Below are 23,323 nucleotides of genomic sequence, written 5' to 3'. Positions count from 1 at the left end.
CCTCGCATTTTGTCTGTCGCCAGCGCCGGTTTTGCGCCTGGCCAACACCGTCTCACTGCGCACGTTTCGGAGGTGCGTTATGAATCACTCTGCTGTCAGCGCGGTTGAGCAGACCGCAATCCGCAAAATCTCCTGGCGCCTGGTACCGTTTGTGGCGCTGATGTTCTTTATCAACTTCCTCGATCGCACCGCCATTTCCTTTGCCGGCCCAAACGGCATGACGCAGGACCTCGGCCTCAGTGCGCTGCAGTTTGGTCTCGCCTCCGGCATCTTCTTTATTGGTTACATCCTGCTGGAAGTGCCCAGCAACCTGGCGCTGCATAAGTTCGGCGCGCGGCGCTGGCTGGCGCGCATCATGATCAGCTGGGGCATCGTCTCGCTGCTGTTTACCTGGGTCAGCAGTGTCGAAGGGCTGTATACGCTGCGCCTGCTGCTGGGGATTGCCGAGGCCGGTTTCTTCCCGGGCGCCATCCTTTATCTCAGCCTGTGGGTGCCGGCGCGCCACCGCAGCAAAATTCTCTCGCTGTTCTACCTGGCACAACCGCTGACGGTGGTATTTGGCGCACCGCTGGCTGCCTCGCTGATTGAGCAGCACGGCCTGTTTGGCCTGGAGGGCTGGCGCGTAATGTTTATGGGCGTGTCGCTGCCGGCAATCCTCATCGGTGTTGTGGCGCTGTTCTGGCTGGTGGACTCGCCGCGTCAGGCGAAGTGGCTGAATGACGACGAGAAAAACTGGTTGATAGCCGAACTGGAAGCGGAACATCAGCACAAGCAGGGCCAGCACCCGCACAGCGTGCGTTCGGTGATGGGCAACAGCCGCGTGTGGATGCTGTGCCTGATCTACTTCGGCTTTATTTACGGCCTGTACGCGCTAGCGTTCTTCCTGCCGACCATTATCGCCGGCTTCCAGCAGCAGTTTGGCACCACCTTCAACGTGATGCAGAAAGGGCTGATCACCGGCGTGCCGTACCTGATCGCCGCCGTCGTGATGTTTTTCTGGTCGCGGGATGCCGCGCGGCGTGGCTGTAAAACCTGGCACATCGCGATTCCTGCGGTCGCGGGCGGCGTCAGCGTACCGCTGGCGCTCTACATGGATTCACCGTTTACCACCATCCTGGTGATCGCCGTAACGGCCAGCGCCATCTTCGCCGCATTGCCCAATTTCTGGACGCTGCCAACGCAGTTCCTGACCGGCGCATCGGCAGCGGCGGCGATTGCGCTGATTAACACCCTGGGCAACGTGGCGGGTTTCTCCGCCGGTTACATCACCGGCGCACTGCATGATGCCACTCACAGTTATGTGTTACCGATGTTCGTGGTTGGCGGCTTCATGCTGCTCTCCGCCGTGCTGATGCTGTTCCTTAATCGCCGTCGCGTGCAGCCTCAGCCAACCTCATTCGTACAGGAGCAAAAACATGACGTACCTGTTTAACCAGCCATCCGCGTTTGCCGCGGAGCTGATCGAAGGCTTTGTGGCCGCCAACGCCGATAAAGTACGCCAGGTGAGCGGTGGCGTGGTGCGCAGCACGCGCAGCCAGCCGGATACCGTGGCGGTGATTGTCGGTGGCGGTTCCGGTCACTATCCCGCCTTTGCCGGATTGGTCGGCCAGGGCCTGGCGCACGGGGCGGCAATGGGCAATCTGTTCGCTTCGCCGTCGGCGCAGCAAATCTACAACGTCGCGCGCGCGGCGCATAACGGCGCGGGTGTGCTGTTGCTGTTTGGAAACTATGCCGGTGACGTGCTGCATTTTGGTCAGGCGTGCGAGCGGCTGCGCGCTGAAGGTATTGCCTGTGAGGTGCTGGCGGTAACGGATGATGTGTCCAGCGCCAGCCACGATGAGCGTCTGAAGCGACGCGGCGTCGCCGGCGATCTGTGTGTGTTTAAAGTGGCGGCGGCCGCGGCAGAAGCGGGTGACGATCTGGCTACGGTGCTGAAAAAAGCGCAGCACGCCAACGATCGCACCCGCACCTTCGGTGTGGCCTTTTCCGGCTGTACGCTGCCGGGCGCTTCGCATCCGCTGTTTGAGGTAGAGAAAGGGCGCATGGCGCTCGGGCTGGGCATCCACGGTGAGCCGGGCATCAGCGAAACGGCGGTGCCGCGCGCCGACGAGCTGGCAGAAATCTTTGTCGACCGGCTGCTGAGTGAGCGGCCAGCGGATGTGGCGCAGGTGGCGGGACAGCGCGTGGCGGTAATCCTCAACGGTCTTGGTTCAGTCAAGTATGAAGAGCTGTTTGTGGTGTATCGCCGCATCGCCCAGCTGCTGTCGGCGGCGCAGTTGCAGGTGGTGGAGCCGGATGTCGGCGAATTCGTCACCAGTTTTAACATGGCAGGCGTCTCGCTGACGCTGATGTGGCTTGATGATGAACTGGAAACGCTGTGGCGCGCGCCGGCCAATACGCCAGCCTACCGCAAAGGCAGCGTCCTGATTGCCGAGCCGCTCAGCGCCGCCGAGTGCGAAGAGATCAGTGAAGAGACGTTACCGCAGGCCAGCACTGCATCACAACACAGCGCCCGGCGCGTTCTTGAACTGCTGGAAGCGGTGGCGGTGATGATTCAGCGTCATGCCGGCCAGCTGGGCGACATTGATGCGGTAGCGGGCGACGGCGATCACGGCATTGGTATGGAGCGCGGCGTACTCGGCGCGGTGGAAAAGGCGCGTGAGGTGGCCGCGCGTGGCGCCGGCGCTGGCAGTCTGCTGTGTCGCGCCGCCGATGCCTGGGCGGATAAAGCGGGCGGCACGTCCGGAGCCCTGTGGGGCGTGGCACTGACCGCGCTCGGCACCGCGCTGGGCGACAGCGCGGCAGCGGATGCACCACGCGTCGCTGCCGGCGTCCGGGATGCAAAAGAGGGCATTATGCACTTCGGCAAAGCGCGCGTCGGTGATAAAACCATGGTTGACGTGCTGGTTCCGTTTAGCGACACGCTAAGCGCTGCGGTCGCGCAGGGCGCATCACTCACCGAAGCCTGGTTACGTGCGGCAGCGGTGGCGGAGCAGGCCGCGCAGGCCACCGCGCAGCTGGTACCGAAAGTGGGGCGTGCGCGGCCGCTGGCCGAGAAAAGCGTTGGCACGCCGGACGCCGGTGCGGTTTCACTGGCGATGATCGTCAACACCGTTGGCAATCTGTTAAAAGAACACAGTGCATCTGAACAGGGAGCGTAATTATGGCTCAGCCTAAAATCTGGCTTGGCGTCAGCCTGAAAATGTATTTCGGCTATCAGCAAACGCTGGCGTGGTGTCGCGAGGTTGCGACGCTGGCGCAGCATCCGGCAGTGCAGCGCGGTGATGTCGGGCTGTTTGTGCTGCCCGCTTATCCGGCCATCCCGGCGGTGACGGAAATCTTTGCCGGCACGCCGGTGCGCGTCGGCGCGCAGGACGTGTGTCAGGCGGAAAACGGCGCCTGGACCGGTGAGGTCAGCGCCAGCATGCTGCAGGAGCTGGGGTGCTCACTGGCAGAGATCGGCCACGCCGAACGCCGTCGCCATTTTCATGAAGATAAAACGCAGATTGCCGCCAAAGTGGCGATGGCGCTGCGTTATCGCCTGACCCCGGTGCTGTGCATCGGTGAACCGCAGCAGGGCACGCCTGAGCAGGCGATTGCGCTGTGTCAGCAGCAGCTGCAGGAGGCGCTGGCGGAGACCGCGCAACACGCGCTCAGCGGTGAGGTGTTGTTTGCTTACGAGCCGCAGTGGGCAATTGGTGCGCCGCAGCCGGCGCCGGACAGCTACATCCGCGCGGTGTGCAGCGGGCTACAGCAGCTGACGACGCCAGACGGCATCACGCTGCGGGTGATTTACGGCGGCAGCGCCGGGCCGGGTCTGATTCAGCGCCTCGGCGGCCACGTCAACGGCCTGTTCCTCGGCCGCTTTGCCCACGATCCGCAGGCGCTGGCGCAGATCGTGCAGGAAGCCAGTAAGCTGGCTGAGGAGCTGCCGTCATGAGCCGCATCGGACTCAGCACCTACGCGTTTTTCTGGCGCATGTCGCCCCAGGTACCACAGCCGCTCACGCTGGCGCAGATGCTGCAGCACACCGCCGATCTCGACGTGTCAGTATTCCAGATCTGCGACTACCCGGCGATTGAGCAGTGGTCAGATGACCAGCTGCTGGCGCTGCGTCAGCAGGCGGATGCACTTGGCATCACGCTGGAGCTGGGCACGCGTGGTCTCGGCAGCGCGCACCTGCGCCGCTATCTGCACATCGCCGCTATTCTCGACGCGCGCGTGGTGCGCTCAATGTTCAACACCGCCGATCACCGGCCATCGCTGGATGAAGCGGCCAATCTGATTGCTGCCGTGCTGCCGGATTTTGCCCGCCAGCAGGTGCGGCTGTGCCTGGAAACCTACGAGCAGGTCAGCAGCGCGGCGATGATGTCGGTGATCAACCGCTTTCTCTCACCGTGGCTGTGCGTGTGTCTCGATCCGGCCAACTGCGTCGCCGGACTGGAGCTGCAGGAGCAGGTGATCGCCAATACCGCTGCGCGCGTCGGCAATCTGCACATCAAAGATTTCGCCTTTACCCGCCGTGCCGGCTGGGTCGGTTTTACCCTGGCCGGCTGTCCGATGGGCGAAGGGAAGCTGGATTATGACCGGCTGATCGCCAGCGTGCGGCCAGCCGATCGCGACATCAACCAAATCATCGAACACTGGTTGCCGTGGCAGGACGATGCCGCGCAGACCTGCGCGCGGGAAGCCGAATGGACCCGCCGCGCCGTTGAATTCCTACGCAGTAAACAAGATCAGGAGTCGTTAACATGAGCAAGGCATTGAAAACCATCACCGTGATCGGCGCAGGCGGCAAAATGGGCATGCGTATTTCCGCTAATTTGCAGCACAGCGCTTATCAGGTGTTTTACTGCGAGAATTCACCGCAGGCGCAGCAGCAGGTGACTGAACAGGGACGCGAGCTGTCGGATGCCGCGTCGGTGGTGCCGCTGAGTGACGTGGTGATCCTCGCCGTGCCGGATATCGTACTGGGCAAAGTCTCGCAAAGCGTGGTGCCACAAATGCAAAGCGGTGCAGTGCTGCTGACGCTCGATCCGGCCGCGGCCTACGCCAACCTGATCGCCCAGCGTGACGGCATCGAATACGCGGTCGCGCACCCGTGCCATCCGTCGGTGTTTCTTGCCCGCTACACCAAAGAGGAGCACGCCGATGCGTTTGGTGGCGTCGCTGCCGTTCAGCACGTCGCGGCAGCCTGGGAAAGCGGCAGCGCTGAACAGAAGGCAGAGCTGAGTAAGGTGATTAGCGTGATGTACGGCCCGGTTGATCAGGTGCACTGGGTCACGGTGACGCAACTGGCGTATCTGGAACCGACGCTGGTCGAAACCGTCGCCTGCATGGTCGGTGCCTTCATGAAAGAGGCGCTGGATGAAACGGTGAAACACAGCGGCGTCCCGGAAGAAGCAGCGAAGGCTATGCTTTACGGCCATATTCAGATTGCGCTGGCGGTGGCTTTCCGCGCCACCAACCCGTTCTCGGACGCCTGCATGATCGCCATGGAGTATGGCCGCGAGAAGATCATCAAACCGGACTGGAAACAGATCTTCGATCAGCAAGAGCTGGATAAGGTTATTGCCCGCATGCTGAAAATTGACGCCATTCAGCGTTAAGCGTGACAGCCGCGGCGACTCGCGGCGTTGCTGGCTGGCGAAGCGAGTCGCATCAATGATATAACTCCCTGCTGAGCACTCCGCACGACGATACAAGACAGGTAACGGATGGAAAAAAACACGCTTTCTCAGGACTCCGAGCTGCTGACGGAAATTGCCGTCGCCTACTATCAGGACGAAATCACCCAGGAGGAGATTGCGCGTAAGTTTGGGATTTCCCGTATCAAGGTGGGGCGACTGCTGAAACGCGCGCGTGAAGAGGGCATCGTCGAGATCAATGTGCGCTACCATCCGGTGTTCAGTACGCGGCTGGAACAGCAGTTGCAGACGCGCTTTCCTCATCTGCAGCGCGCGCTGATTGCCCTCGATTCGCCAGACAGCGACGAGCAGCGGCGTCAGGTGGCGGCGCTGGTGTCGGCGCATCTCGCGCAGTCGCTGAAAGACAACGCCATTGTCGCCGTGGGCCAGGGGCGCAACGTGGCGGCCGTCGCCGATTATCCCGGTCAGGTGCCGACGCGCAACTGCCTGTTTATCAGCGGCATCGGCGGCACCCATCGTCCGGGGGATGCCATCAACGCGGACCACATCAGCCGCCGGCTGGCCAAAAAGTTTGGCGGCATCAGCGAAACCCTGTACGCCCCGGCTTACGTCGAAAACCGGGCGCTACGCGACGCCTTCATGCAAAACGGCACCATCAAAGAGACGCTCGACCGCGCGCGGAAAGCGGATGTGGCACTGGTGGGCATCGGCGACATGAACGAAAACAGCTATATGGTGAAGCTCGGCTGGTTCACACCGCATGAAATCATTGATGCCAGCGTCAATCAGGGCGTGACCGGTGATGTGGCCGGCTATGATTTTTTCAATGCCCAGGGCCAGCACGTGGATACGGTGATGAACGACCGGGTAATTGGCCTGAGTATCGACGAGCTGCGTAAAATTCCCTGCGTGATTGCCATTGCCGCTGAAAACACCAAAGCCATGGCGATCCTCGGCGCGCTGCGCACCGGCGCTATCGATATCATTGCCACCACGGCGCAAAACATCCGCACCATTCTGAGCATGTCGCAGTAACGCATAAGCGCCTGCCCGGCGCGGCCTGCGGGTGCGCCGGGTGAGGGGGATTCTGCGCCAGGTCGCCGTCCATCACTCAACCGTCACGTCAGCGCCATAAATCTTTCATCCGCCTCAGCTAGCTTACCGCCATTCTGATTTCAGGACTGCGGATGCATGAGCCATCTCTCGCTGCAACACATCACCAAAACCTGGGGCGATAAAATCGCGCTGCAGGATATCAGCTTCGACGTGGCGCAAGGCAGTTTCGTCGCACTGCTGGGGCCTTCAGGCTGCGGTAAATCGACGCTGTTGCGCACCCTCGCCGGGCTGGAAACGGCCGACAGCGGCCGCATTTATTTCAATCACACCGACGTCACGCCTCTGCCACCGGCGCAGCGCAAGCTGTCGATGGTGTTTCAGTCTTACGCGCTGTTTCCTCACCTGAGCGTGCGGGAAAATCTGCTGTTTGGCCTGAAGGCGCGCGGTGAAGATAAGCAACAGTTTGCCGCCCGGCTGGCGCAGGTCAGCGCACTGCTTGAGCTGGAACCGCTGCTGGCGCGCCTGCCTTCACAGCTCTCCGGCGGGCAGCAGCAGCGCGTGGCGCTGGGCAGGGCGGTGATCGCCAACAATACGCTGTGCCTGATGGATGAGCCGTTATCCAACCTGGATGCCAAACTGCGTCAGAGCATGCGGCGCGAAATCCGCGCGCTGCAAAAGCAGCTCGGGCTCACCATGTTGTACGTCACCCACGATCAGACCGAAGCGATGAGCATGGCCGATCACATCATTCTGCTCAACGATGGCCGCATTGAGCAGCACGGCACGCCAGACCAGCTCTACAACCAGCCGGCGAGCTGTTTTGCCGCGCAGTTTATTGGCGCACCGCCAATGAATATCCTGCCACTGCACAGCAAAGGCGCGCATCACTACCTCAGCCATCTCAGCACACCGCTGCTGAGCTATGCCGGCGAAACGGCGCTGAGTCTGGGCCTGCGCGCGGAGGATATCCAGCTGGTCGCCCCGCAGCAGGCCGCGCTGAGTGCGCGGGTAGTGAGCTACGAATACATGGGCGCGGATACGCTGCTGGTCTGTCGGTTGCCCGGCATCACGGAATCACTGACCGTCAAAGTGCCCGGCCTGCAGCGCTTCACGGATGACAGCCTGGTCGGCCTGCAGTGGTCCACCAGCCGGCAATACCTGTTTTCCACCACCAGCGGCCAGCGCTGTGTCGCTGCTGAACACCCGATGTTGCTCGCTGAGAAAAAATACGCTGTTTAACCGTTGTCGTTTATTCAAGGGAAAATCATGTCTGCGATCCGTTTCTCGCCTCTGGCTTGTGTCGTTATGCTGTGTGCCTCCGCGTCAGTGTTTGCTGCTGAGCCGGTGAAATTACAGATGTACTATCCGATTGCGGTCGGCGGTAAAGTCAGCCACACCGTGGAAGCCCTGGTGGCGGATTTTGAAAAACAGCACCCTGAGATCAGCATTCAGCCGGTCTACACCGGCGATTACGCCACCACCGTGACCAAAGCGCTGACGGCGTTTCGCGGTGGCAACGCGCCGCAGCTGGCGGTGATGGGCGATATCGAAGCCTGGTCGCTAATGGATGCCGGTGCCATTGTCGCCGCCAGTGATTTAGCCACGGGTGAAGAGGGAAAAAAATGGATCGACAGCTTCTATCCGGCCTTTCTGCGTCGCATTGAGGGCAAAGTGTGGGGCGTGCCTTTTCAGCGCTCAACCGTGGTGATGTACTGGAATAAACAGGCATTTGAGAAAGCCGGCCTCGATCCGAATACACCGCCCGCCACCTGGCAGCAGGTGGTGGCATTCAGCAAAAAACTGACGCTGAAACAGGCCAGCGGCGTCAGCCAGTGGGGCATTGAGATCCCTTCCACGCCGAACGGCTACTGGAATTTCCAGGGGCTGGCAGCCACCAATGGCGGACGGCTGGATAACGGTAAGGGCAACGCCGTGTATTTCAACACGCCGGGCAACGTGGAAACCCTGCAGTGGCTGACCGACCTCGGCCAGAAAGAGGAAGTCTCGCCGAAAGGCGCGATTGCCTGGGGCACCACGCCGCAGGACTTTATCAGTGGTAAAACGGCCATGATGGTCACTACCACCGGTAACCTGACCAACGTGCACGATAACGCGACCTTCCCGTTTGGCGTCGCCATGCTGCCGGAGAAAACCCAGCGCGGCAGCCCGACCGGTGGCGGCAACCTGTACGTGTTCAGAAGCGCTTCACCGGCGCAGCAGCAGGCGGCGATGCGCTTCATCCGCTGGGTCACCGCACCGGAACAGGCCGCGCGCTGGAGTATCGCTACCGGCTATGTCGCCACCTCGCCGGCAGCGTGGGACACAGCGGCAATGAAAGCCTATGTGCAGCAGGTGCCTCAGGCACTGGTGGCGCGTGAGCAGCTAAAATATGCTCAGCCGGAGCTCTCGACCTACAACAGCGTGCAGATTCAGGACGCGCTCAATCACGCCATTGAAGCAGCGGTGACGCAGAGCAAAACCCCGGCCCAGGCGCTGGCCGATGCGCAGAAACAGGCTGACCGCCTGCTGAAAAACTATCAGTGATGGCCGCGTGATGAGCTCATTCTCTGGCAGCGCCGCCACGCTGCGCTCGCGCGGGTGGTCACTGCAGTTCAGCGGCTATTTGCTGCTGCTGCCCGCGCTCAGCTTCCTGCTGCTGTTTACCCATTATCCGGCGCTGGCCACGCTGTGGCAGAGCCTGTTTAGCGCCGCGCGCGCTTCGCATCCGGCCCATTTTGTCGGGCTGGATAACTATCGCGCGCTGCTGGATGACGACATTTTTATGCAGTCGCTGTGGAATAACCTGCTGTATGCGCTGATCACCATTCCGCTGGCGGTGACGCTGGCGCTGCTGATGGCGCTGGCGGTCAATCGTCGGCTGCGCGGCAACGCGCTGGTGCGTGCGGCCTTCTTCATTCCGTCGCTGCTGCCGATGATCGCCATCGCCAACCTGTGGCTGTTTTTCTACACGCCGCAGCTTGGCATCCTGAATAGCCTGCTGGCATGGTTTTCGCTACCGGCGGTTAACTGGCTCGGCGAGCCGGATACCACGCTGTACTGCCTGATGGCGGTTTCGGTATGGCGCGAGGCGGGTTTTTTCATGATCTTTTACCTCGCCGCCCTGCAGCAGATCGATCCGCGCCTCAGCGAAGCCGCCGCCATTGAAGGCGCATCGCGCCGTTACTTTTTCCGCCGCGTGCAGTGGCCGCTGCTGTTGCCAACCACGCTGTTTGTGCTGATCAACGCCTCGATGAACGCCTTCCGCATTGTCGATCAGGTGATTGCCATGACCAACGGCGGCCCGAACAACAGCAGTAGCCTGCTGCTGTTTTATATCTATCGTACCGCGTTCAGTTTCTGGGACATGCCAGCCGCGTCGGCCATGACGGTGGTGCTGCTGGTGATCCTCGGATCGATTGCGTTGATCAAATTTCATCTGCTGGATAAGCGAGCCCATTATCAATGAAAGCTGCATCCTCTCCGGGCGGTTTTGCGCTCAACCTGCTGATTTGGCTGGCCGCGCTGCTGTGGAGCTTGCCGATGCTGGTGGCGCTGTGGATTGCCATTCATCCGGCCGCCGGACAGGGGCACTTTTCGCTGCTGGCACCGCTGACGCTGGAGAACTTCATCAATGCCTGGCACGCGGCACCGTTTGCCCGCTACTTCCTCAATACCACGCTGCTGGTGCTGATGATTGTGGTGGTCCAGCTGGTGCTGGCCACGCTGGCCGCTTATGCCCTGGTGCGGTTCCGCCTGAAATTTTCCGGTTTCCTCTTCGCGCTGATTCTGCTGCAGCTGATGATCAGCCCGGATGTGCTGATTCTGAATAATTACCGCACCATCAGCGCGCTCGGGCTGCGCGATACCCTGACCGGCATTGCGCTGCCGTACTTTGCCTCGGCGTTCGCCATCTTTCTGCTGCGGCAGACATTCAAAAGCATTCCGCTGGTGCTGGAAGAGGCGGCAACCGTTGAGGGGGCCAGCCGGTTTTACATTCTGCGCCACATCTACATTCCGCTGGCAAAGCCAATCTATGTGGCGTTCGCGCTGGTCTCGATCAGCTTCCACTGGAACGATTTTCTCTGGCCGCTGGTGATCACCGACTCGGTTCAGGTGCGTCCGTTAACCGTCGGGCTGCAGCTGTTTTCCGCGCCGGAGCAGGGCGTGCAGTGGGCGCTGATTGGGGCAGCAACGCTGATGACCACCTTGCCGTTGCTGCTGCTGTTTTTGCTGTTCCAGCGGCAGTTTATTCAGTCATTCATGCGTGCCGGTATTCGCTAAGGAGAGCCAGAGATGGGATATGCCCATGCGCTAACCGCAGCGCAACGCCAGCGGCTGGGTGATGTCGCTGAGCTGTATCAGTTACCGGATTTACGCGCGGCACCGCTCGACGGCACGCTGCGCTTCGGGCTGCTGGCCGATCCGCAATATGCTGACATTGAGGCGGATGTCCCGGCGAATCTCTACTATCGTCATGCGCTGCATAAGCTGCCGCAGGCGATAACCGCGCTCAATCAGCAGCCGCTGGATTTTGTCGTTACGCTCGGCGATCTGGTGGATCGCCACTGGGCCAGCTATGCAACGCTGCTGCCGCTCTACGATCGGCTACTCCATCCGCATGCCGTGGTGCTGGGGAATCACGACGCCCAGACCATCGCGCAGCACTTTGATGACGCGCTGCCGCTGCCAAAAAGTTACTATGCCTTTCAGCTGCCGGGCTGGCGCTTTATTGTCTACGACGGCAACGATATCAGCCTGTACTGCAATCAACACAACGGCGACGATCGCCAGCGCGCGGCCGCACTGCTGGCTGATTTACAGGCGCGCCAGCAACCGCAGGCGCAGCCGTGGAATGGCGCGGTCGGTGCGACGCAGCTGGCGTGGCTGGAAACGCAGCTTATTGAGGCCCGCACCTGCGGCCAGCAGGTGGTGGTGTTCGGCCATTATCCGCTGGCACCGGGCTACAGCCACAGTCTGCTCAACGGCGCGCAACTGGCAGCGCTGTTCTGCCGCTATGGCGTGCGCGCCTGTTTTGCCGGCCATGATCATCGCGGCGGCTATCATCGGCGCGCGGATACCGTGTTTATAACCCTGCAGGGGATGCTGGATGGCCCGTCGCGCGTGCCCTTTGCGGTGGTGGAACTGACGGGCGAGACGTTGCGGCTGCGGGGATGGGGCGGCGAAATCAGCCGCGAAGAGGTATACGGTGCCGCGCCGATGGCTAGCCGGCCAGGTTAAAACTGTTGTCAATGCGCAACAAAACCTCGGTCGTCGGGACTGATCCATCCAGACACAGGGTGACCCAATGCTTTTTGTTCATATGGTAGCCCGGGAAATAAACCTCGCCATCGACCAGCGAAGCGATCGTCTGCGGCGAGACTTTAATATTGACGATTTCAATCAGGCTATCATCCGGTCGGCCCAGCTTGCTGCTGTGAATCATCAACAGCGCGCCGAACCACTTTTGATTATCGTTGCGGCGAAAGATGGCGTTTTCAGGAAAGCGCGGCCATAAGAATTCCAGCTCAGTCTGATACTGCTGTTTCAGGTGCTGAACGATCGCATCGGCCTGCGTTGTTTTGAAATGCTTCTGCGGGAAACATTTTTCTGCGATATCCAGCAAGATAGCGTCATGTTCTTCACGAACCTGTCCCACAAAGGCACCGGTGGCAGAAGTAATACGGTGAAGAATGTAATCTTCTCCTGTGACTTTATCGATAATGGTGGCGGCAATGTCACCCTGAGTAGTGATGTTTACCTGCAGGGTGAACTGTTTATTCATCACATCACAGCGGTAGCCGTAATCCTGCCCGTCCTTGCGGAAACCGTAAGCCAGCAGCTTTTTCACATTCATTTCCCGGCTGACGAAAAGATGATTTACGTTGTACATTTTCATGCCTGGTTAACGGTGAGATGTTCACAATATCCGGAGTTTACTCAGGGGCGAGCGGGCTATTTTAACCGACAGGAGGGATTTTTATGTGCCATAAATCGCTATGGCACCCGGTACCGCTTTTTCGCCATATCACACCGCAAAGCACAACCGCCACCGGACGCTTAACCCAGCCTTACGCAACGCGCGCACATGCTGTATAGTCCGTTTTTTTTCGGAGGAACCATGCTGCCCAACTCATCCACGCGCCTGAATAAATACATCAGCGAGAGCGGAATCTGCTCGCGCCGTGACGCCGATCGTTACATCGAACAAGGCAACGTTTTCATTAACGGCAAACGCGCCAGCGTCGGTGCGCAGGTGTTCGCCGGGGATGAGGTCAAAGTCAACGGGCGGTTGATTGAACCGCGCAACGAAGACGATCTGGTATTAATCGCCCTCAACAAGCCGGTGGGCATTGTCACCACCATGGAAGAGGGCGAGCGTGACAACATTGGTGACTTCGTCAACCACAGCAAGCGCGTGTTTCCGATTGGCCGGCTGGATAAAGACTCGCAGGGGCTGATTTTCCTCACCAATCACGGCGATCTGGTGAATAAAATCCTGCGCGCCGGTAACAATCACGAAAAGGAGTACGTGGTCACGGTGGATAAGCCGATCACCGATGAGTTTATTGCCGGCATGGCGGCGGGCGTACCGATGCTCGGCACAGTGACGAAAAAATGCAAAGTGAAGCGGGAGTCGACCTTTGTATTTCGTATTATCCTGGTGCAGGGACTGAACCGGCAGATTCGCCGCATGGCCAAACACTTTGGCTATGATGTGACGAAGCTGGAGCGCACGCGGATCATGAACGTGAGCCTGAAAGGTATCCCGCTCGGTGAGTGGCGCGATCTGACGGACGATGAACTGATCGACCTGTTTAAGCTGATTGAGGATTCGTCGTCAGAAGATCAAAAAACGCAGCAGGCACAGGCGAAGAAGAAAGCGGCGACGCCCGCCGCGAAAAAACCGGCCGTCAGCGCACCGAAACAGAGTGACAAAGCGGGTCAGGGCGCTAACCGCAAGCGCTTTACCCAGCCGGGACGCAAGAAAAAAGGGCGTTAAAATCACACCCGCGGCGCCCGCGACCATCACGTATCTTTAGCGCCGCACGCCTTCATTCCAGCCACGTTTTTATTATTTATAACCGGGCGTCAGAATATCTGCGCCCGGTCATGCTTTTTCACGCAATCAATATGCAAATCCGCTGCATATCCAAAGGAGAAAATGGCATTAGGGATAAATAGTGACTGTGATAATTTTCAGCTATACGCCGGATAGCAGGCGTCACTCACCTTATTTAGCTGAACCTTTTCCAGGGATATAAACAATGCATAAACACCGCCTGGCCGGACTATTACTGGCCTCTGCATCGCTGCTCGCCGGCTTGTCGCTGCACGCTCGCGCCGCTGATGCATCCATTCCCTCACTGGCCGGTAAACGTATCGGTATTACCGTGGCCGGTACCGATCACTACTGGGATCTGAAAGCCTATCAGGGACAAATTGATGAAGTAAAGCGGCTGGGTGGCACGCCTATCGCGCTGGATGGCGGACGCAAAGAGTCACAGCAGATCGCGCAAATTCAAACGCTGATTGCACAAAAACCGGATGCCATTATTGAAACGCTGGGCACCGCCTCAGTGCTGGAACCCTGGCTGAAAAAAATTCGCGACGCCGGCATTCCCTTATTTACCGTGGATACCGCCAGCCCATCCAGTATTAACGTCACGACCTCCGATAACTTTTATATTGGCGAGCAGCTGGCATTAAAACTGGTCAATGATCTGCGCGGCGAAGGCAATATTCTGGTGTTTAATGGTTTTTATGGCGTGCCGGTGGTGGCGATGCGCTATGACCAGTTAAAAGCCGTGCTGAAATGGTATCCGAAAATTAAAATCATTCAGCCCGAACTGCGCGACGTAATTCCCAATACCGTGCAGGATGCCTATGCGCAGATTAGTCAGCTGCTTAACAAGTATCTGCAAGGGTCAGTACAGGCTATCTGGGCGGCATGGGACGTACCGCAGATTGGTGCCACTCAGGCGGTTGATGCTGCCGGTCGCAGTGAAATCAAAACTTACGCCGTGGACGGCAGCCCGGACGTGGTCTCGCTGGTGAAAGATCCGAAATCCAGCGCGGCGGCGGTGGTGGCGCAGCAACCTTATCTGATCGGACAGACTGCGGTACAAAATGTGGCGAAATACCTTGCCGGCGATCGTTCACTTCCGCCTGCCACCTATGTTCCGGCCATTCTGGTCACCAAAGAGAATGCGGCGCAGGCGCAGCAAACGCTGGGCCAGAGCGATGATAAATAAGACAGTGCGACTGCAGCTGCGCCAGATCAGTAAAGCTTTTGACGGCATTCCCGCGCTGCAAGCGGTATCGCTTGATGTCCACGCCGGCGAAGTGCATGGGCTGATTGGGCATAACGGAGCCGGAAAATCGACGCTGATCAAAGTGCTGGGCGGCATCCACGCTGCCGATGAGGGCAGCGTGACGCTGGAAGGCCGGCCACTGGTGTTGACCAGTCCGGCTCAGGCACAACAGCAGGGCATCGCCATTGTTCATCAGGAGCGGCTATTGCCAGGCACGCTGACGGTGGCGGAAGCGCTGCTGCTCGGTAATGAGCCACGGATTGGCAGCACACCGTTTATCGATCGCCGGCGTATGCGGCAGCAGGCGCGGCAGCTACTGCAACAGCACTTCGATCTGCAGATCGATCCCGATGCGCTGATCGCCGGGTTAAGTGTGGCGGAACAGCAACTGGTGCAGATCTGTCGCGTATTACAGCGCGCGCCGCGCGTGGTGGTACTGGATGAACCGACCGCCGCGCTGGCGCGCCACGAGGTGCAGGCGCTGTTTCGCGTTATTGAACGTATGCGTCAGCAGGGGATCGCACTGATCTACGTTTCTCACTATCTCGATGAAATCCAGGCGCTGTGCCAGCGGGTTACGGTGCTGCGCGATGGTAAAGACGTCGCGCATTTTACCGGCGACGCCCTTTCTCCGCAGGCGCTGATTAATGCCATGATCGGTGAGACGCAGCAGGCGATTGCACCGCGCGGTCTGCCACCTGACGGCGAGCCGGTGCTGACCGTAGACGCCCTGAGCGCGCCGGGTCGCTTTCACAATGTTTGTTTCAGCGCACGACGTGGCGAGATCGTTGGCATTACCGGCCTGCTGGGCTCCGGAGGGAAGGCGTTAATCAGCGCACTGTTTGGTCTGGAACGTGGCGTGAGCGGGACGCTGCGCGTAGGTGAGACGCACGGCGTACCGGCTTCGCCACATGCCGCGGTGAAACGTGGCATCGCGCTGGTGCCGGAAGATCGCCGCGCCAACGGCATCGCGCTCGATGTGAGCCTGCGCGACAACATCACCCTGACGACCGTGCAGCGCCTGCTGCGCTGGGGCGGCGTCTCCGCAACCGCCGAGACCGTGCTAGTGGCGGACAACATCCGCCAGCTGGTGATCCGCACACCGGGCCAGTTGGCACCGCTGCGTCAGCTGTCCGGCGGAAATCAGCAAAAAGCGGTGCTGGCGAAATGGCTCAACACCCACGCCACGCTCTATCTGCTGGATGAGCCCACGGTTGGCGTCGACATTGCCGCCAAGGCCGCCATTTATCAAACCCTGCAGCAGCTGGCGGCCGCCGGGGCGGTGATTATCCTGTTTTCCACCGATCTGCTGGAACTGCAAACGCTCGCCGACCGCATTATTGTGCTGGCGCGCGGCGAGCAGGTCGCCACGCTGTCCGCCCGGCACACCAGTCACCAGGAGATTCTGTCCCTGGCTTCCGGCACGGGCGCATTGACGGAGCAAATCCTATGAGTGAACTGAGCCAACCGGCGGTGGTGACGGCGGCAGGCAAACCGCAGGGGCAGCCGTGGCTGCAGCACGTCGCGCTGCTGATTATTGTACTGGTGCTGGCGGTATTTGCCTGGCTGTCGCCTATTTTCCTCAGCGTGATCAACCTCGGTAATGTATTGCAGCAAACGGCGGTGGTGGGAACGCTGGCGCTGGGTCTGACGCTGGTGCTAAGCGGTGGCGGTGTTCAGGGGATTAGCGGCGGCATTGATTTATCCATTGCCGCTAATATGGGGTTGTGTGCCGCGGTATTCGCGGCGCAGATCGCTGAGCAACACTCTGTCACTTATGCGCTGCTGCTCACGCTGCTCACCGGCATCGCCGTGGGGATATTCAATGCCCTGGCGATTGTCTGGCTTGGTATTTTGCCCCTGCTGGCGACGCTGACCAGCATGAACATCGCCATGGGACTGGAGATGGTACTGAGCGGAAACGCGTCGATTTCAGCCAGCAGCGCGCTGCAAAACCTGCTGATAGCCAGCGGACCACTGGGCGTTTCCTGGCTCGGCTGGGGATTTCTGCTGCTGGCGTTGAGTGCACTCGCGCTCAGTCGTTTCACCGCGTTTGGCCTGCGCCTGCAGGCGGTGGGTAGCCATCCGCAGGCCGCCAACGCGGCGGGCATTAGCGTGGCGCGCTATCAAAGTCTGAGTTATGTGCTGTGCGGCTTCAGCGCTGCACTGGCAGCCATTGCCTCGGTGGCGCTGCTCAGCGGCAGTTCGCCGGGCGCTAACGACAATCTGCTGATGGTGATTGCCGCCGCGCTGCTCGGCGTGGTGTTTTCGCGTCGCCTGGTACCGACCCTGGGCGGTGCACTGATCAGCGCGCTGTTTCTGAGTCTGATAGCCAACGGCTTTCAGTTGGTTAACGTCTCAAGTTACTGGATTAACGGCGTCGAGGGTGTGCTCATCCTGCTGGTTGTGGCGCTGACCGCGCTACTGCGGCGCCGTCAGGCGGGGAGGGCATCTCATGTCTGAACTGAGCCTGAGCGGTAAAAAAGTGCCGGGGCTGTTGCGCAGCCTGATGGTGCTGACCTTTGTTGCGCTGCTGCTGTTTTTCATCATCGCCGCGCCCGCGTTTGCCACTGTCGCCAACATTCGTAGCGTGCTGCTGAATAATGTCGCACCGCTGGCGATTGTGGCGCTGGCCATGACGCTGGTCACGCGTATCGGCGCGATCGATCTGTCCGTCGGTACGGCGATTGATGTCGCCTGCCTGGTGCTGGTGACGCTGGTACTGCATCAGGTCGCGCTGCCGCTGGCGCTGTTGGGTGCGCTGACGGCGGCACTGCTGGTAGGCGTGTTCAACGCTTTTCTGGTGACACAACTCGGCGTTGAGCCGTTTCTCGCCACGCTTGGCACGCTGTTTATTGGTCAGAGCGTACAGCAACTGTCGTCCAACGGTGGGCAGCCGGTCTATCTGCTAAGCCAGACGCTGCCGGCGGGTTTTACCGCTATTGGTCACGGCACGCTACTTGGCGTTCCACTACCGCTCTGGCTGTTGCTGGGCGTGGCGCTGGTGCTGTATCAACTGTTGCACCGCAGCGCCAGCGGTCGCGCACTGCGCATGATGGGTGAACAGCTCAGCGTAGCGCATCATTCTGGCGTGGCGGTCAAACGTCTCACCGCGCTGGCATTCATATTCAGTGCACTGGTCGCCGGCATCGTCGGGTTAATTCTCGCCGCCAATGTCAAAGCCTGGGTACCGTTATCGGGCAATGCCTATCTGCTGAATGCCATCGGTGCCAGCTTTATTGGCGCGACCTTCGCGCCTTCGCGCCGCCCGAATGTACCGGGTACGCTGCTGGGTGTCGTGCTGCTGAGTTTCATCGCCAACGGACTGTTGCTGGTCGGCTGGAACTTTTACTGGCAGCAGGTGGCAACCGGCGCACTGATCTTTGTGGTACTGGCCGTGGGTGCGCTGCGTGCGCGTCGCCCTGTCTGAGGAGGGTAACGGATGCCTTCACCGTTTTTGCTGTTTGCGTTCATGATGAATGTCCCTGGTCATCTCTCTGCCGGATTGTGGCGACATCCCCAGGATCAGGCGCACCGCTATACCGAGCTGGATTACTGGACGACCCTCGCGCAGCAGCTTGATACCGCAGGTTTTGATGCGCTGTTCATTGCTGATGCGCTGGGACAACTGGATGTATGGCAGGGCAAGCCGGACGCGGCGTTGCGCCTGGCCGCTCAGATGCCGGTGAACGATCCGCTGCTGCTGGTCTCAGCCATGGCAGCCGTCACGCAGCACCTCGGTTTCGGTATTACGGTCTCTGCCACCTACGAACATCCTTATTTGCTGGCGCGCAAGTTCACGACGCTTGATCATCTCACCCGCGGGCGTATCGCCTGGAACGTGGTGACTTCCATGCTTGATTCCGCGGCGCGCAATCTGGGTTTGACCCGGCAGCTGCCGCATGATGAGCGTTACGATCGCGCACAGGAGTTTCTGGATGTGACCGCGAAGCTGTGGGAAGGCTCATGGGAGGAAGATGCGGTTAGCCGCGATAAAGCCAACAGCCTGTATAGCGATCCGCAAAAAGTGCACGCTATTCAGCATTATGGTCGCTGGTATCAGGTGCCGGATGCACATCTCAGTGAGCCCAGCCCACAGCGCACCCCGGTGCTGTTTCAGGCTGGCACTTCGGCACGCGGTGCGCAGTTTGCTGCCCGTAACGCAGAAGTCATTTTCCTCGGTGGCGTCACCGCGCAGGCGATTGCCAGCGATATTCAGCGCATTCGTCAGCTGGCCGTGGCAGAAGGGCGCGATCCGGCGTCGCTGCGTTTTGTCACAGCCATCACGGTGATCACGGCCGAGGATGATGATGCCGCCCGGGCCAAACTTGAGGATTATCAGCAATACATCAGTGAAGAGGCTGCGCTGGCGCTCTTCTCGGCGTGGACCGGTATCGACTGGTCGCAGGAGGATCCGGACATGCCGCTGGCCTTTCGCGAAACCGACGCCTGCCGTTCGGCGCTGGCCAGCCTGACGCGAATTGACGATCAAAAACGCTGGACGCTGCGTGAGGCAGCACGCTACATCGGTATCGGTGGTCTGCATCCGTTGCTGGTGGGCGGCGGCGAAACCATTGCCGATCGGCTGGATCAGTTTGCGGCAGAATCGGGCGTGGACGGCTTTAATCTGGGCTGGGCTATTAGCCCGGGCAGCTTCAACGATTTCATTGCCTGGGTCATGCCGGTGCTGCGCCAGCGCGGGCGGGTGCGTCCTCAGCCAGCACAGCCGTTAACCTTGCGTGAACGTCTCACGGGTCAGCCGCGCCTGGCAGCTGACCATCCGGCAACGCGCTTCCGCCGCCCTTAGCTCCACGCATGGCGCGGCGGCGGCGTGCCGTTGAGATAATAATTACCCACGTGGTAATACTTCCAGCGCACCGGATCGTGCAGCGTATGGGTGCGCGCGTTGCGCCAGTGGCGGTCCAGATTAAACTCCTGCAGCGTGGCGCGGGTGCCAGCCAGCTCAAACAGTTTGTTACCGGCAAGCAGAGCGATCTCCGTCGTCAGCACTTTGGCCTCGGCGGTGGCCACGGTCGCGCGTGCCACGCTGGTCTCATCGGGCTGCGCCAGCGCGGCGTCAATCGCTGCTCCGGCCTGCCACAGCAGCGCTTCGGCAGCGTGCAGGCGGATTTTCAAATCACCGACTGCCGCCAGCGTGAAGTGGTCATCGGCAGCGCGCGCCTGGCCACTGTCAATCCACGGCCGCGAGCGTTCGCGAACAAATTGCAGGGTGTCTTCAATGGTGCCGCGCGCAATACCGACATCCACCGCCGCCTGAATGATCTGTGAAATCGGCCCGGCAGCGGTTGGCCGCTCAAACGCCTGCCAGGTTGGAATAACGCGCGACAGCGGGGCGCGGACATTCTCCAGCAGTACGGTACCGGAAGCCGTCGTGCGCTGACCAAAGGCCGACCAGTTATTAATGACGCTGATGCCCGGCGTGTCGCGATCGAGCACAATCAGATGCGCCCGGTCCTGCTCGTCCAGCGCCACGGCATGGATTCGATGCGCCAGCAGCGCGCCAGTGGCATAAAATTTTTCCCCGTTAATCACCACCTCATCACCGTCACGCCGAAAGCGCGTCTGAAAATCGGCGACCGTGCGGCCATGCTTCTCCGAGAAGGCGTTACCCCAGCGCAGCCCGGCCAGTACCTCGCTCAGCAGTACCTGTTTTTGTGCTTCGCTACCGTCTTCCAGCAGATGGGCCACACCGGCCAGATGGTTTTGCGGCAGCTGACCGAGCGCCGGATCGGCAGCTGAAATGATGGCGATCACCCTGGCCACGGTGGTCCACGACACGCCCGCTCCGCCCCAGGCTTTGGGGATGGCCATTGCCCACAGGCCGCTTTGCGAGAACGCATCCAGCTCTTTGAGGGGCAGAATGCCCTCACGATCGCGCAGTGCCGCCTCGCGCGCGAAGCTGGCCGCCAACTGATGGGCTACGGCGATAGCTTCCGCATCGTCGCGAATGATATGCGCGGCGCCAGCCGGTAATGGCACCGGTGCTTCCGTCTGTTGCGTATTGACTTTACGCGGCAGCGCCGCGGAGTCGGCTAAGGTCAGCGACATAATGACTTCTCCGGTAGAAGAGGATAGAGGAGGGCATCATCGCATGCGCACGTGGAGGGCTTATATCTCAATAGCGGTTAAGCAAAGCGCAAAAAAGCCTTAGTGCTCGCACACTAAGGCCGGATTTACAGTCGGGGAGAGAACCGCTGGCTACGCCACTTTCACCACGGTTTTGCCGAAGTTTTTGCCTTTCAGCATGTCAATAAACGCCTGCGGCGCATGCTCCAGCCCTTCTACCATGTGTTCGCGGTACAACACTTTTTGTTGCTCGACCAGCGGCGTCATCGCCTGCAGGAATTCCGGATAGCGATCGCCATAATCCTGGAAGATGATGAAGCCCTGCATACGGATGCGGCGTTTCAGAATCCCGCCCATGATCAGCGGCGTGCGATCGGGGCCGGGTGGCAGTTCGCGACTGCTGTAGCCCGACACCAGGCCACACACCGGCACGCGCGCGGCGGTGTTGAGCAGCGGGAAGACGGCATCGAATACTTTGCCGCCGACGTTTTCAAAATAGATGTCGATACCGCCCGGGCAGGTGGCCGCCAGCTGTTCCGCGAAATCGTCACGATGATGATCGATACAGGCGGAAAAACCGAGGGTGTCAATCGCGTAGCGGCACTTCTCCTCACCGCCGGCCACGCCGACGACGCGGCAGCCATTCAGCTTACCGAGCTGACCGACCGTGGCACCCACCGGTCCGGTGGCGGCGGCGACAACCAGCGTTTCACCGGCTTTGGGCTGACCGATATCCATCAGGCCCATGTAGGCGGTAAAGCCCGGCATACCCAGAATGCCCAGCGCCCAGGATGGATGGGGCAGATGACCGATTTTAGTCACGCCAGTGCCATCGGACAGGGCATAGCTCTGCCAGCCGCTGGCCGCCAGTACCCAGTCGCCGGCGCTGAAGTCCGGATGCTGCGATTCCGCCACCTGGCATACGGTGCCGCCGACCATCGGCTGGTCGAGTTGCGCCGGCGGCGCGTAGGATTTGCTGTCATCCATGCGGCCACGCATATACGGGTCGAGCGACAGATAGTGGGTGCGCAGCAGCATCTGTCCCGCCTGCACCTGCGGCAGCGGTTGTTCGACAAAGCGGAAGTTCTCTTTCACCGGCTCGCCGTCCGGGCGTGACGCCAGCAGCCAGGCGTGATTGAGTGAAGCGTGTTGAGTCATAGCATTTCCTTGTTTCTGCGCGGGTAAAACAGCAAGTGTAGCCAATGACCGGGCAGGGAATGGATGATTGATGCGGCTTGCGCCTACATCAGAATGATACCAAACCGCTTCAGCAACAGCGCCCAGAGGGCGAACAGCACCACGGTAATCACGCAGGAGAGCAGTAGCGTGAGCCAGAAGCCGACGCGCTGGTAAAAAAACGGAAACAGGATAAACATCGGCAGTGTCGGCACCACATACCAGAACGTATACCATGCGTGAGCGGCAATCTTTTCCTGCGTTTGTCCTTCTATTTTCATCCAGATAAGCACCAGCAGGGTGACCAGCGGTAAAGCGGCGAGCAGGCCGCCAAGACGATCGCTGCGTTTCGCGGCTTCTGAGATCAGTACCACCATAAAGGCGGTTAATGCGTATTTTGAGATTAGCCAGAGCATCGTTATTCCCGATAATTATCATTAAGCCGGCTGGGTGCCTGATGTTCTATTTCAGGTAAGAACGAATGACCGCCACGATCTCTTCCAGATCCTCACTTCGCGCCTGCGGCGTAGCCTCTGCGTTCATCAAATGTTCGCGTATATGGCCTTCAAGCAATTCGCTCATCAGGCCATTAATAGCGCCGCGCACTGCCGCGACCTGCTGCAGTACCTTGAGGCACTCTTCACCCGATTCGACGGCGGTTTCAAGCGACGCCGCCTGACCTTTTATACGTCGAATGCGGGTGAGTAAGCTTTTCTGATTTCTCAGGGTATGGGCCATTACTGCCTCCGATTGATCATGTTCTATACTGGGGTATAGTATATAACTCACTTTACGGCGCTTTCGGGTCGCCTGCAACTGATTACCCCGACATTGACATCCAAATCCCAGGAGGCTGGATATGGCCGCAAAATCACCGTGCATTGATCTCTGTGTATTTGATACGAAAACCGGCTGGTGCGAGGGATGCGGACGCACCCGTGGGGAAACCCAAAGCTGGCGCAAGCTTTCGCCTTACCATCGCAAAGCGACAGAGCGGGCGCTTCCGGCGCGCCTGAAAGCGCTTAAAACCCGAGAGGCGTAGTC

General features: G+C 60.0%; 23 protein-coding genes. 18 read left to right on the top strand and 5 right to left on the bottom strand.

Translation table 11 applies throughout. From position 1 onward, the window contains the following. Positions 1-79 precede the first annotated feature (79 nt). The 11 genes from F3J41_RS05620 to F3J41_RS05570 all read left to right on the top strand — a co-directional run bounded on the left by F3J41_RS05620 (position 80) and on the right by F3J41_RS05570 (position 11,942). Positions 80-1,432 (top strand): MFS transporter, encoded by a 1,353-nt coding sequence (locus F3J41_RS05620; protein WP_166710174.1) that lies wholly within the window; start codon positions 80-82, stop codon positions 1,430-1,432. Then, on the top strand, positions 1,416-3,161 hold the full coding sequence (locus F3J41_RS05615) for a dihydroxyacetone kinase family protein (protein ID WP_166710172.1): 1,746 nt from the start codon (positions 1,416-1,418) through the stop codon (positions 3,159-3,161). The genes F3J41_RS05620 and F3J41_RS05615 overlap by 17 nt, the downstream gene beginning before the upstream one ends. A gap of 2 nt (positions 3,162-3,163) precedes the next feature. Continuing rightward, complete coding sequence (locus tag F3J41_RS05610) at positions 3,164-3,940, top strand: triose-phosphate isomerase family protein (protein WP_125308638.1); 777 nt, start codon at positions 3,164-3,166, stop codon at positions 3,938-3,940. After that, complete coding sequence (locus F3J41_RS05605; protein WP_166710170.1) at positions 3,937-4,755, top strand: sugar phosphate isomerase/epimerase; 819 nt, start codon at positions 3,937-3,939, stop codon at positions 4,753-4,755. Before F3J41_RS05610 ends, F3J41_RS05605 begins: the two co-directional genes overlap by 4 nt. After that, positions 4,752-5,609: a phosphogluconate dehydrogenase C-terminal domain-containing protein gene (locus F3J41_RS05600; RefSeq protein WP_166710168.1), complete on the top strand. Its 858-nt coding sequence runs from the start codon at positions 4,752-4,754 to the stop codon at positions 5,607-5,609. Before F3J41_RS05605 ends, F3J41_RS05600 begins: the two co-directional genes overlap by 4 nt. 108 nt (positions 5,610-5,717) lie before the next feature. Then, positions 5,718-6,683, top strand: a complete 966-nt coding sequence (locus F3J41_RS05595; protein ID WP_021506007.1) for a sugar-binding transcriptional regulator — start codon at positions 5,718-5,720, stop codon at positions 6,681-6,683. Positions 6,684-6,839: 156 nt separating this feature from the next. After that, positions 6,840-7,943 carry an ABC transporter ATP-binding protein gene (locus F3J41_RS05590; protein ID WP_058758581.1) on the top strand — a complete coding sequence of 368 codons (1,104 nt, stop codon included), beginning with the start codon at positions 6,840-6,842 and terminating at the stop codon, positions 7,941-7,943. 27 nt (positions 7,944-7,970) lie between these two features. After that, complete coding sequence (locus F3J41_RS05585) at positions 7,971-9,248, top strand: ABC transporter substrate-binding protein (protein WP_058774660.1); 1,278 nt, start codon at positions 7,971-7,973, stop codon at positions 9,246-9,248. A 10-nt stretch (positions 9,249-9,258) separates the two neighbouring features. Then, a complete protein-coding gene (locus tag F3J41_RS05580) occupies positions 9,259-10,170 on the top strand; it encodes a carbohydrate ABC transporter permease (RefSeq protein WP_166710166.1) in 912 nt (303 codons plus the stop codon). Next, positions 10,167-10,985 carry a carbohydrate ABC transporter permease gene (locus F3J41_RS05575; protein WP_021506011.1) on the top strand — a complete coding sequence of 273 codons (819 nt, stop codon included), beginning with the start codon at positions 10,167-10,169 and terminating at the stop codon, positions 10,983-10,985. Before F3J41_RS05580 ends, F3J41_RS05575 begins: the two co-directional genes overlap by 4 nt. A 12-nt stretch (positions 10,986-10,997) precedes the next feature. After that, the gene (locus F3J41_RS05570) at positions 10,998-11,942 is read left to right on the top strand and encodes a metallophosphoesterase (RefSeq protein WP_058774662.1); all 945 of its coding nucleotides are present in this window, start codon (positions 10,998-11,000) and stop codon (positions 11,940-11,942) included. On the opposite strand, the gene F3J41_RS05565 is transcribed toward F3J41_RS05570, so the two are convergent. Then, the gene (locus F3J41_RS05565) at positions 11,926-12,558 is read right to left on the bottom strand and encodes an MmcQ/YjbR family DNA-binding protein (protein WP_247656251.1); all 633 of its coding nucleotides are present in this window, start codon (positions 12,556-12,558) and stop codon (positions 11,926-11,928) included. The genes F3J41_RS05570 and F3J41_RS05565 overlap by 17 nt on opposite strands. Positions 12,559-12,822: 264 nt before the next feature. On the opposite strand from F3J41_RS05565, the gene rluF reads away from it, so the two are divergent. The 6 genes from rluF to F3J41_RS05535 all read left to right on the top strand — a co-directional run bounded on the left by rluF (position 12,823) and on the right by F3J41_RS05535 (position 19,823). Continuing rightward, positions 12,823-13,704: a 23S rRNA pseudouridine(2604) synthase RluF gene (gene rluF, locus F3J41_RS05560; protein WP_058774664.1), complete on the top strand. Its 882-nt coding sequence runs from the start codon at positions 12,823-12,825 to the stop codon at positions 13,702-13,704. A 265-nt stretch (positions 13,705-13,969) separates the two neighbouring features. After that, on the top strand, positions 13,970-14,956 hold the full coding sequence (locus F3J41_RS05555; protein WP_166710164.1) for a sugar ABC transporter substrate-binding protein: 987 nt from the start codon (positions 13,970-13,972) through the stop codon (positions 14,954-14,956). Then, complete coding sequence (locus F3J41_RS05550; protein ID WP_166710162.1) at positions 14,946-16,469, top strand: sugar ABC transporter ATP-binding protein; 1,524 nt, start codon at positions 14,946-14,948, stop codon at positions 16,467-16,469. The genes F3J41_RS05555 and F3J41_RS05550 overlap by 11 nt, the downstream gene beginning before the upstream one ends. Continuing rightward, on the top strand, positions 16,466-17,479 hold the full coding sequence (locus F3J41_RS05545) for an ABC transporter permease (RefSeq protein WP_021506017.1): 1,014 nt from the start codon (positions 16,466-16,468) through the stop codon (positions 17,477-17,479). Before F3J41_RS05550 ends, F3J41_RS05545 begins: the two co-directional genes overlap by 4 nt. Beyond that, complete coding sequence (locus F3J41_RS05540) at positions 17,472-18,446, top strand: ABC transporter permease (RefSeq protein WP_081315760.1); 975 nt, start codon at positions 17,472-17,474, stop codon at positions 18,444-18,446. Before F3J41_RS05545 ends, F3J41_RS05540 begins: the two co-directional genes overlap by 8 nt. 12 nt (positions 18,447-18,458) lie before the next feature. Next, on the top strand, positions 18,459-19,823 hold the full coding sequence (locus F3J41_RS05535; protein WP_166710160.1) for an LLM class flavin-dependent oxidoreductase: 1,365 nt from the start codon (positions 18,459-18,461) through the stop codon (positions 19,821-19,823). Here F3J41_RS05535 and F3J41_RS05530 read toward each other — a convergent pair. The 4 genes from F3J41_RS05530 to F3J41_RS05515 all read right to left on the bottom strand — a co-directional run bounded on the left by F3J41_RS05530 (position 19,820) and on the right by F3J41_RS05515 (position 23,017). Next, positions 19,820-21,085, bottom strand: a complete 1,266-nt coding sequence (locus F3J41_RS05530; RefSeq protein ID WP_166710158.1) for an SfnB family sulfur acquisition oxidoreductase — start codon at positions 21,083-21,085, stop codon at positions 19,820-19,822. The two genes, F3J41_RS05535 and F3J41_RS05530, sit on opposite strands and share 4 nt — an antisense overlap. A gap of 150 nt (positions 21,086-21,235) precedes the next feature. Beyond that, positions 21,236-22,261, bottom strand: coding sequence for an NADP-dependent oxidoreductase (locus F3J41_RS05525; protein WP_166710156.1), 1,026 nt, complete (start codon positions 22,259-22,261; stop codon positions 21,236-21,238). An 83-nt stretch (positions 22,262-22,344) separates the two neighbouring features. Next, the gene (locus tag F3J41_RS05520; RefSeq protein WP_132462501.1) at positions 22,345-22,695 is read right to left on the bottom strand and encodes a DUF3147 family protein; all 351 of its coding nucleotides are present in this window, start codon (positions 22,693-22,695) and stop codon (positions 22,345-22,347) included. 46 nt (positions 22,696-22,741) lie between these two features. Next, positions 22,742-23,017 (bottom strand): metal/formaldehyde-sensitive transcriptional repressor, encoded by a 276-nt coding sequence (locus F3J41_RS05515; protein WP_058769814.1) that lies wholly within the window; start codon positions 23,015-23,017, stop codon positions 22,742-22,744. A 121-nt stretch (positions 23,018-23,138) separates the two neighbouring features. On the opposite strand from F3J41_RS05515, the gene F3J41_RS05510 reads away from it, so the two are divergent. Then, positions 23,139-23,321: a DUF1289 domain-containing protein gene (locus F3J41_RS05510; protein ID WP_021506023.1), complete on the top strand. Its 183-nt coding sequence runs from the start codon at positions 23,139-23,141 to the stop codon at positions 23,319-23,321. Positions 23,322-23,323 lie beyond the last annotated feature (2 nt).

It is taken from the genome of Pantoea sp. Ap-870, from assembly GCF_011752515.1.
GTDB classification, from domain to species: domain Bacteria; phylum Pseudomonadota; class Gammaproteobacteria; order Enterobacterales; family Enterobacteriaceae; genus Pantoea; species Pantoea dispersa.
Note: the sequence above shows the minus strand (reverse complement) of the source record. Positions and strands in the feature narration are given on the sequence as shown.

Coding starts and splice junctions, on each gene's coding strand:
- F3J41_RS05570 (WP_058774662.1), top strand. CDS start 10,998: ATGGGATATGCCCATGCGCTAACCGCAGCGCAACGCCAGCGGCTGGGT.
- F3J41_RS05540 (WP_081315760.1), top strand. CDS start 17,472: ATGTCTGAACTGAGCCTGAGCGGTAAAAAAGTGCCGGGGCTGTTGCGC.
- F3J41_RS05530 (WP_166710158.1), bottom strand. CDS start 21,085: ATGTCGCTGACCTTAGCCGACTCCGCGGCGCTGCCGCGTAAAGTCAAT.
- F3J41_RS05550 (WP_166710162.1), top strand. CDS start 14,946: ATGATAAATAAGACAGTGCGACTGCAGCTGCGCCAGATCAGTAAAGCT.
- F3J41_RS05555 (WP_166710164.1), top strand. CDS start 13,970: ATGCATAAACACCGCCTGGCCGGACTATTACTGGCCTCTGCATCGCTG.
- F3J41_RS05575 (WP_021506011.1), top strand. CDS start 10,167: ATGAAAGCTGCATCCTCTCCGGGCGGTTTTGCGCTCAACCTGCTGATT.
- F3J41_RS05605 (WP_166710170.1), top strand. CDS start 3,937: ATGAGCCGCATCGGACTCAGCACCTACGCGTTTTTCTGGCGCATGTCG.
- F3J41_RS05610 (WP_125308638.1), top strand. CDS start 3,164: ATGGCTCAGCCTAAAATCTGGCTTGGCGTCAGCCTGAAAATGTATTTC.
- F3J41_RS05585 (WP_058774660.1), top strand. CDS start 7,971: ATGTCTGCGATCCGTTTCTCGCCTCTGGCTTGTGTCGTTATGCTGTGT.
- rluF (WP_058774664.1), top strand. CDS start 12,823: ATGCTGCCCAACTCATCCACGCGCCTGAATAAATACATCAGCGAGAGC.
- F3J41_RS05545 (WP_021506017.1), top strand. CDS start 16,466: ATGAGTGAACTGAGCCAACCGGCGGTGGTGACGGCGGCAGGCAAACCG.
- F3J41_RS05590 (WP_058758581.1), top strand. CDS start 6,840: ATGAGCCATCTCTCGCTGCAACACATCACCAAAACCTGGGGCGATAAA.
- F3J41_RS05580 (WP_166710166.1), top strand. CDS start 9,259: ATGAGCTCATTCTCTGGCAGCGCCGCCACGCTGCGCTCGCGCGGGTGG.
- F3J41_RS05615 (WP_166710172.1), top strand. CDS start 1,416: ATGACGTACCTGTTTAACCAGCCATCCGCGTTTGCCGCGGAGCTGATC.
- F3J41_RS05535 (WP_166710160.1), top strand. CDS start 18,459: ATGCCTTCACCGTTTTTGCTGTTTGCGTTCATGATGAATGTCCCTGGT.
- F3J41_RS05525 (WP_166710156.1), bottom strand. CDS start 22,261: ATGACTCAACACGCTTCACTCAATCACGCCTGGCTGCTGGCGTCACGC.
- F3J41_RS05595 (WP_021506007.1), top strand. CDS start 5,718: ATGGAAAAAAACACGCTTTCTCAGGACTCCGAGCTGCTGACGGAAATT.
- F3J41_RS05510 (WP_021506023.1), top strand. CDS start 23,139: ATGGCCGCAAAATCACCGTGCATTGATCTCTGTGTATTTGATACGAAA.
- F3J41_RS05620 (WP_166710174.1), top strand. CDS start 80: ATGAATCACTCTGCTGTCAGCGCGGTTGAGCAGACCGCAATCCGCAAA.
- F3J41_RS05600 (WP_166710168.1), top strand. CDS start 4,752: ATGAGCAAGGCATTGAAAACCATCACCGTGATCGGCGCAGGCGGCAAA.
- F3J41_RS05565 (WP_247656251.1), bottom strand. CDS start 12,558: ATGAATGTGAAAAAGCTGCTGGCTTACGGTTTCCGCAAGGACGGGCAG.
- F3J41_RS05515 (WP_058769814.1), bottom strand. CDS start 23,017: ATGGCCCATACCCTGAGAAATCAGAAAAGCTTACTCACCCGCATTCGA.
- F3J41_RS05520 (WP_132462501.1), bottom strand. CDS start 22,695: ATGCTCTGGCTAATCTCAAAATACGCATTAACCGCCTTTATGGTGGTA.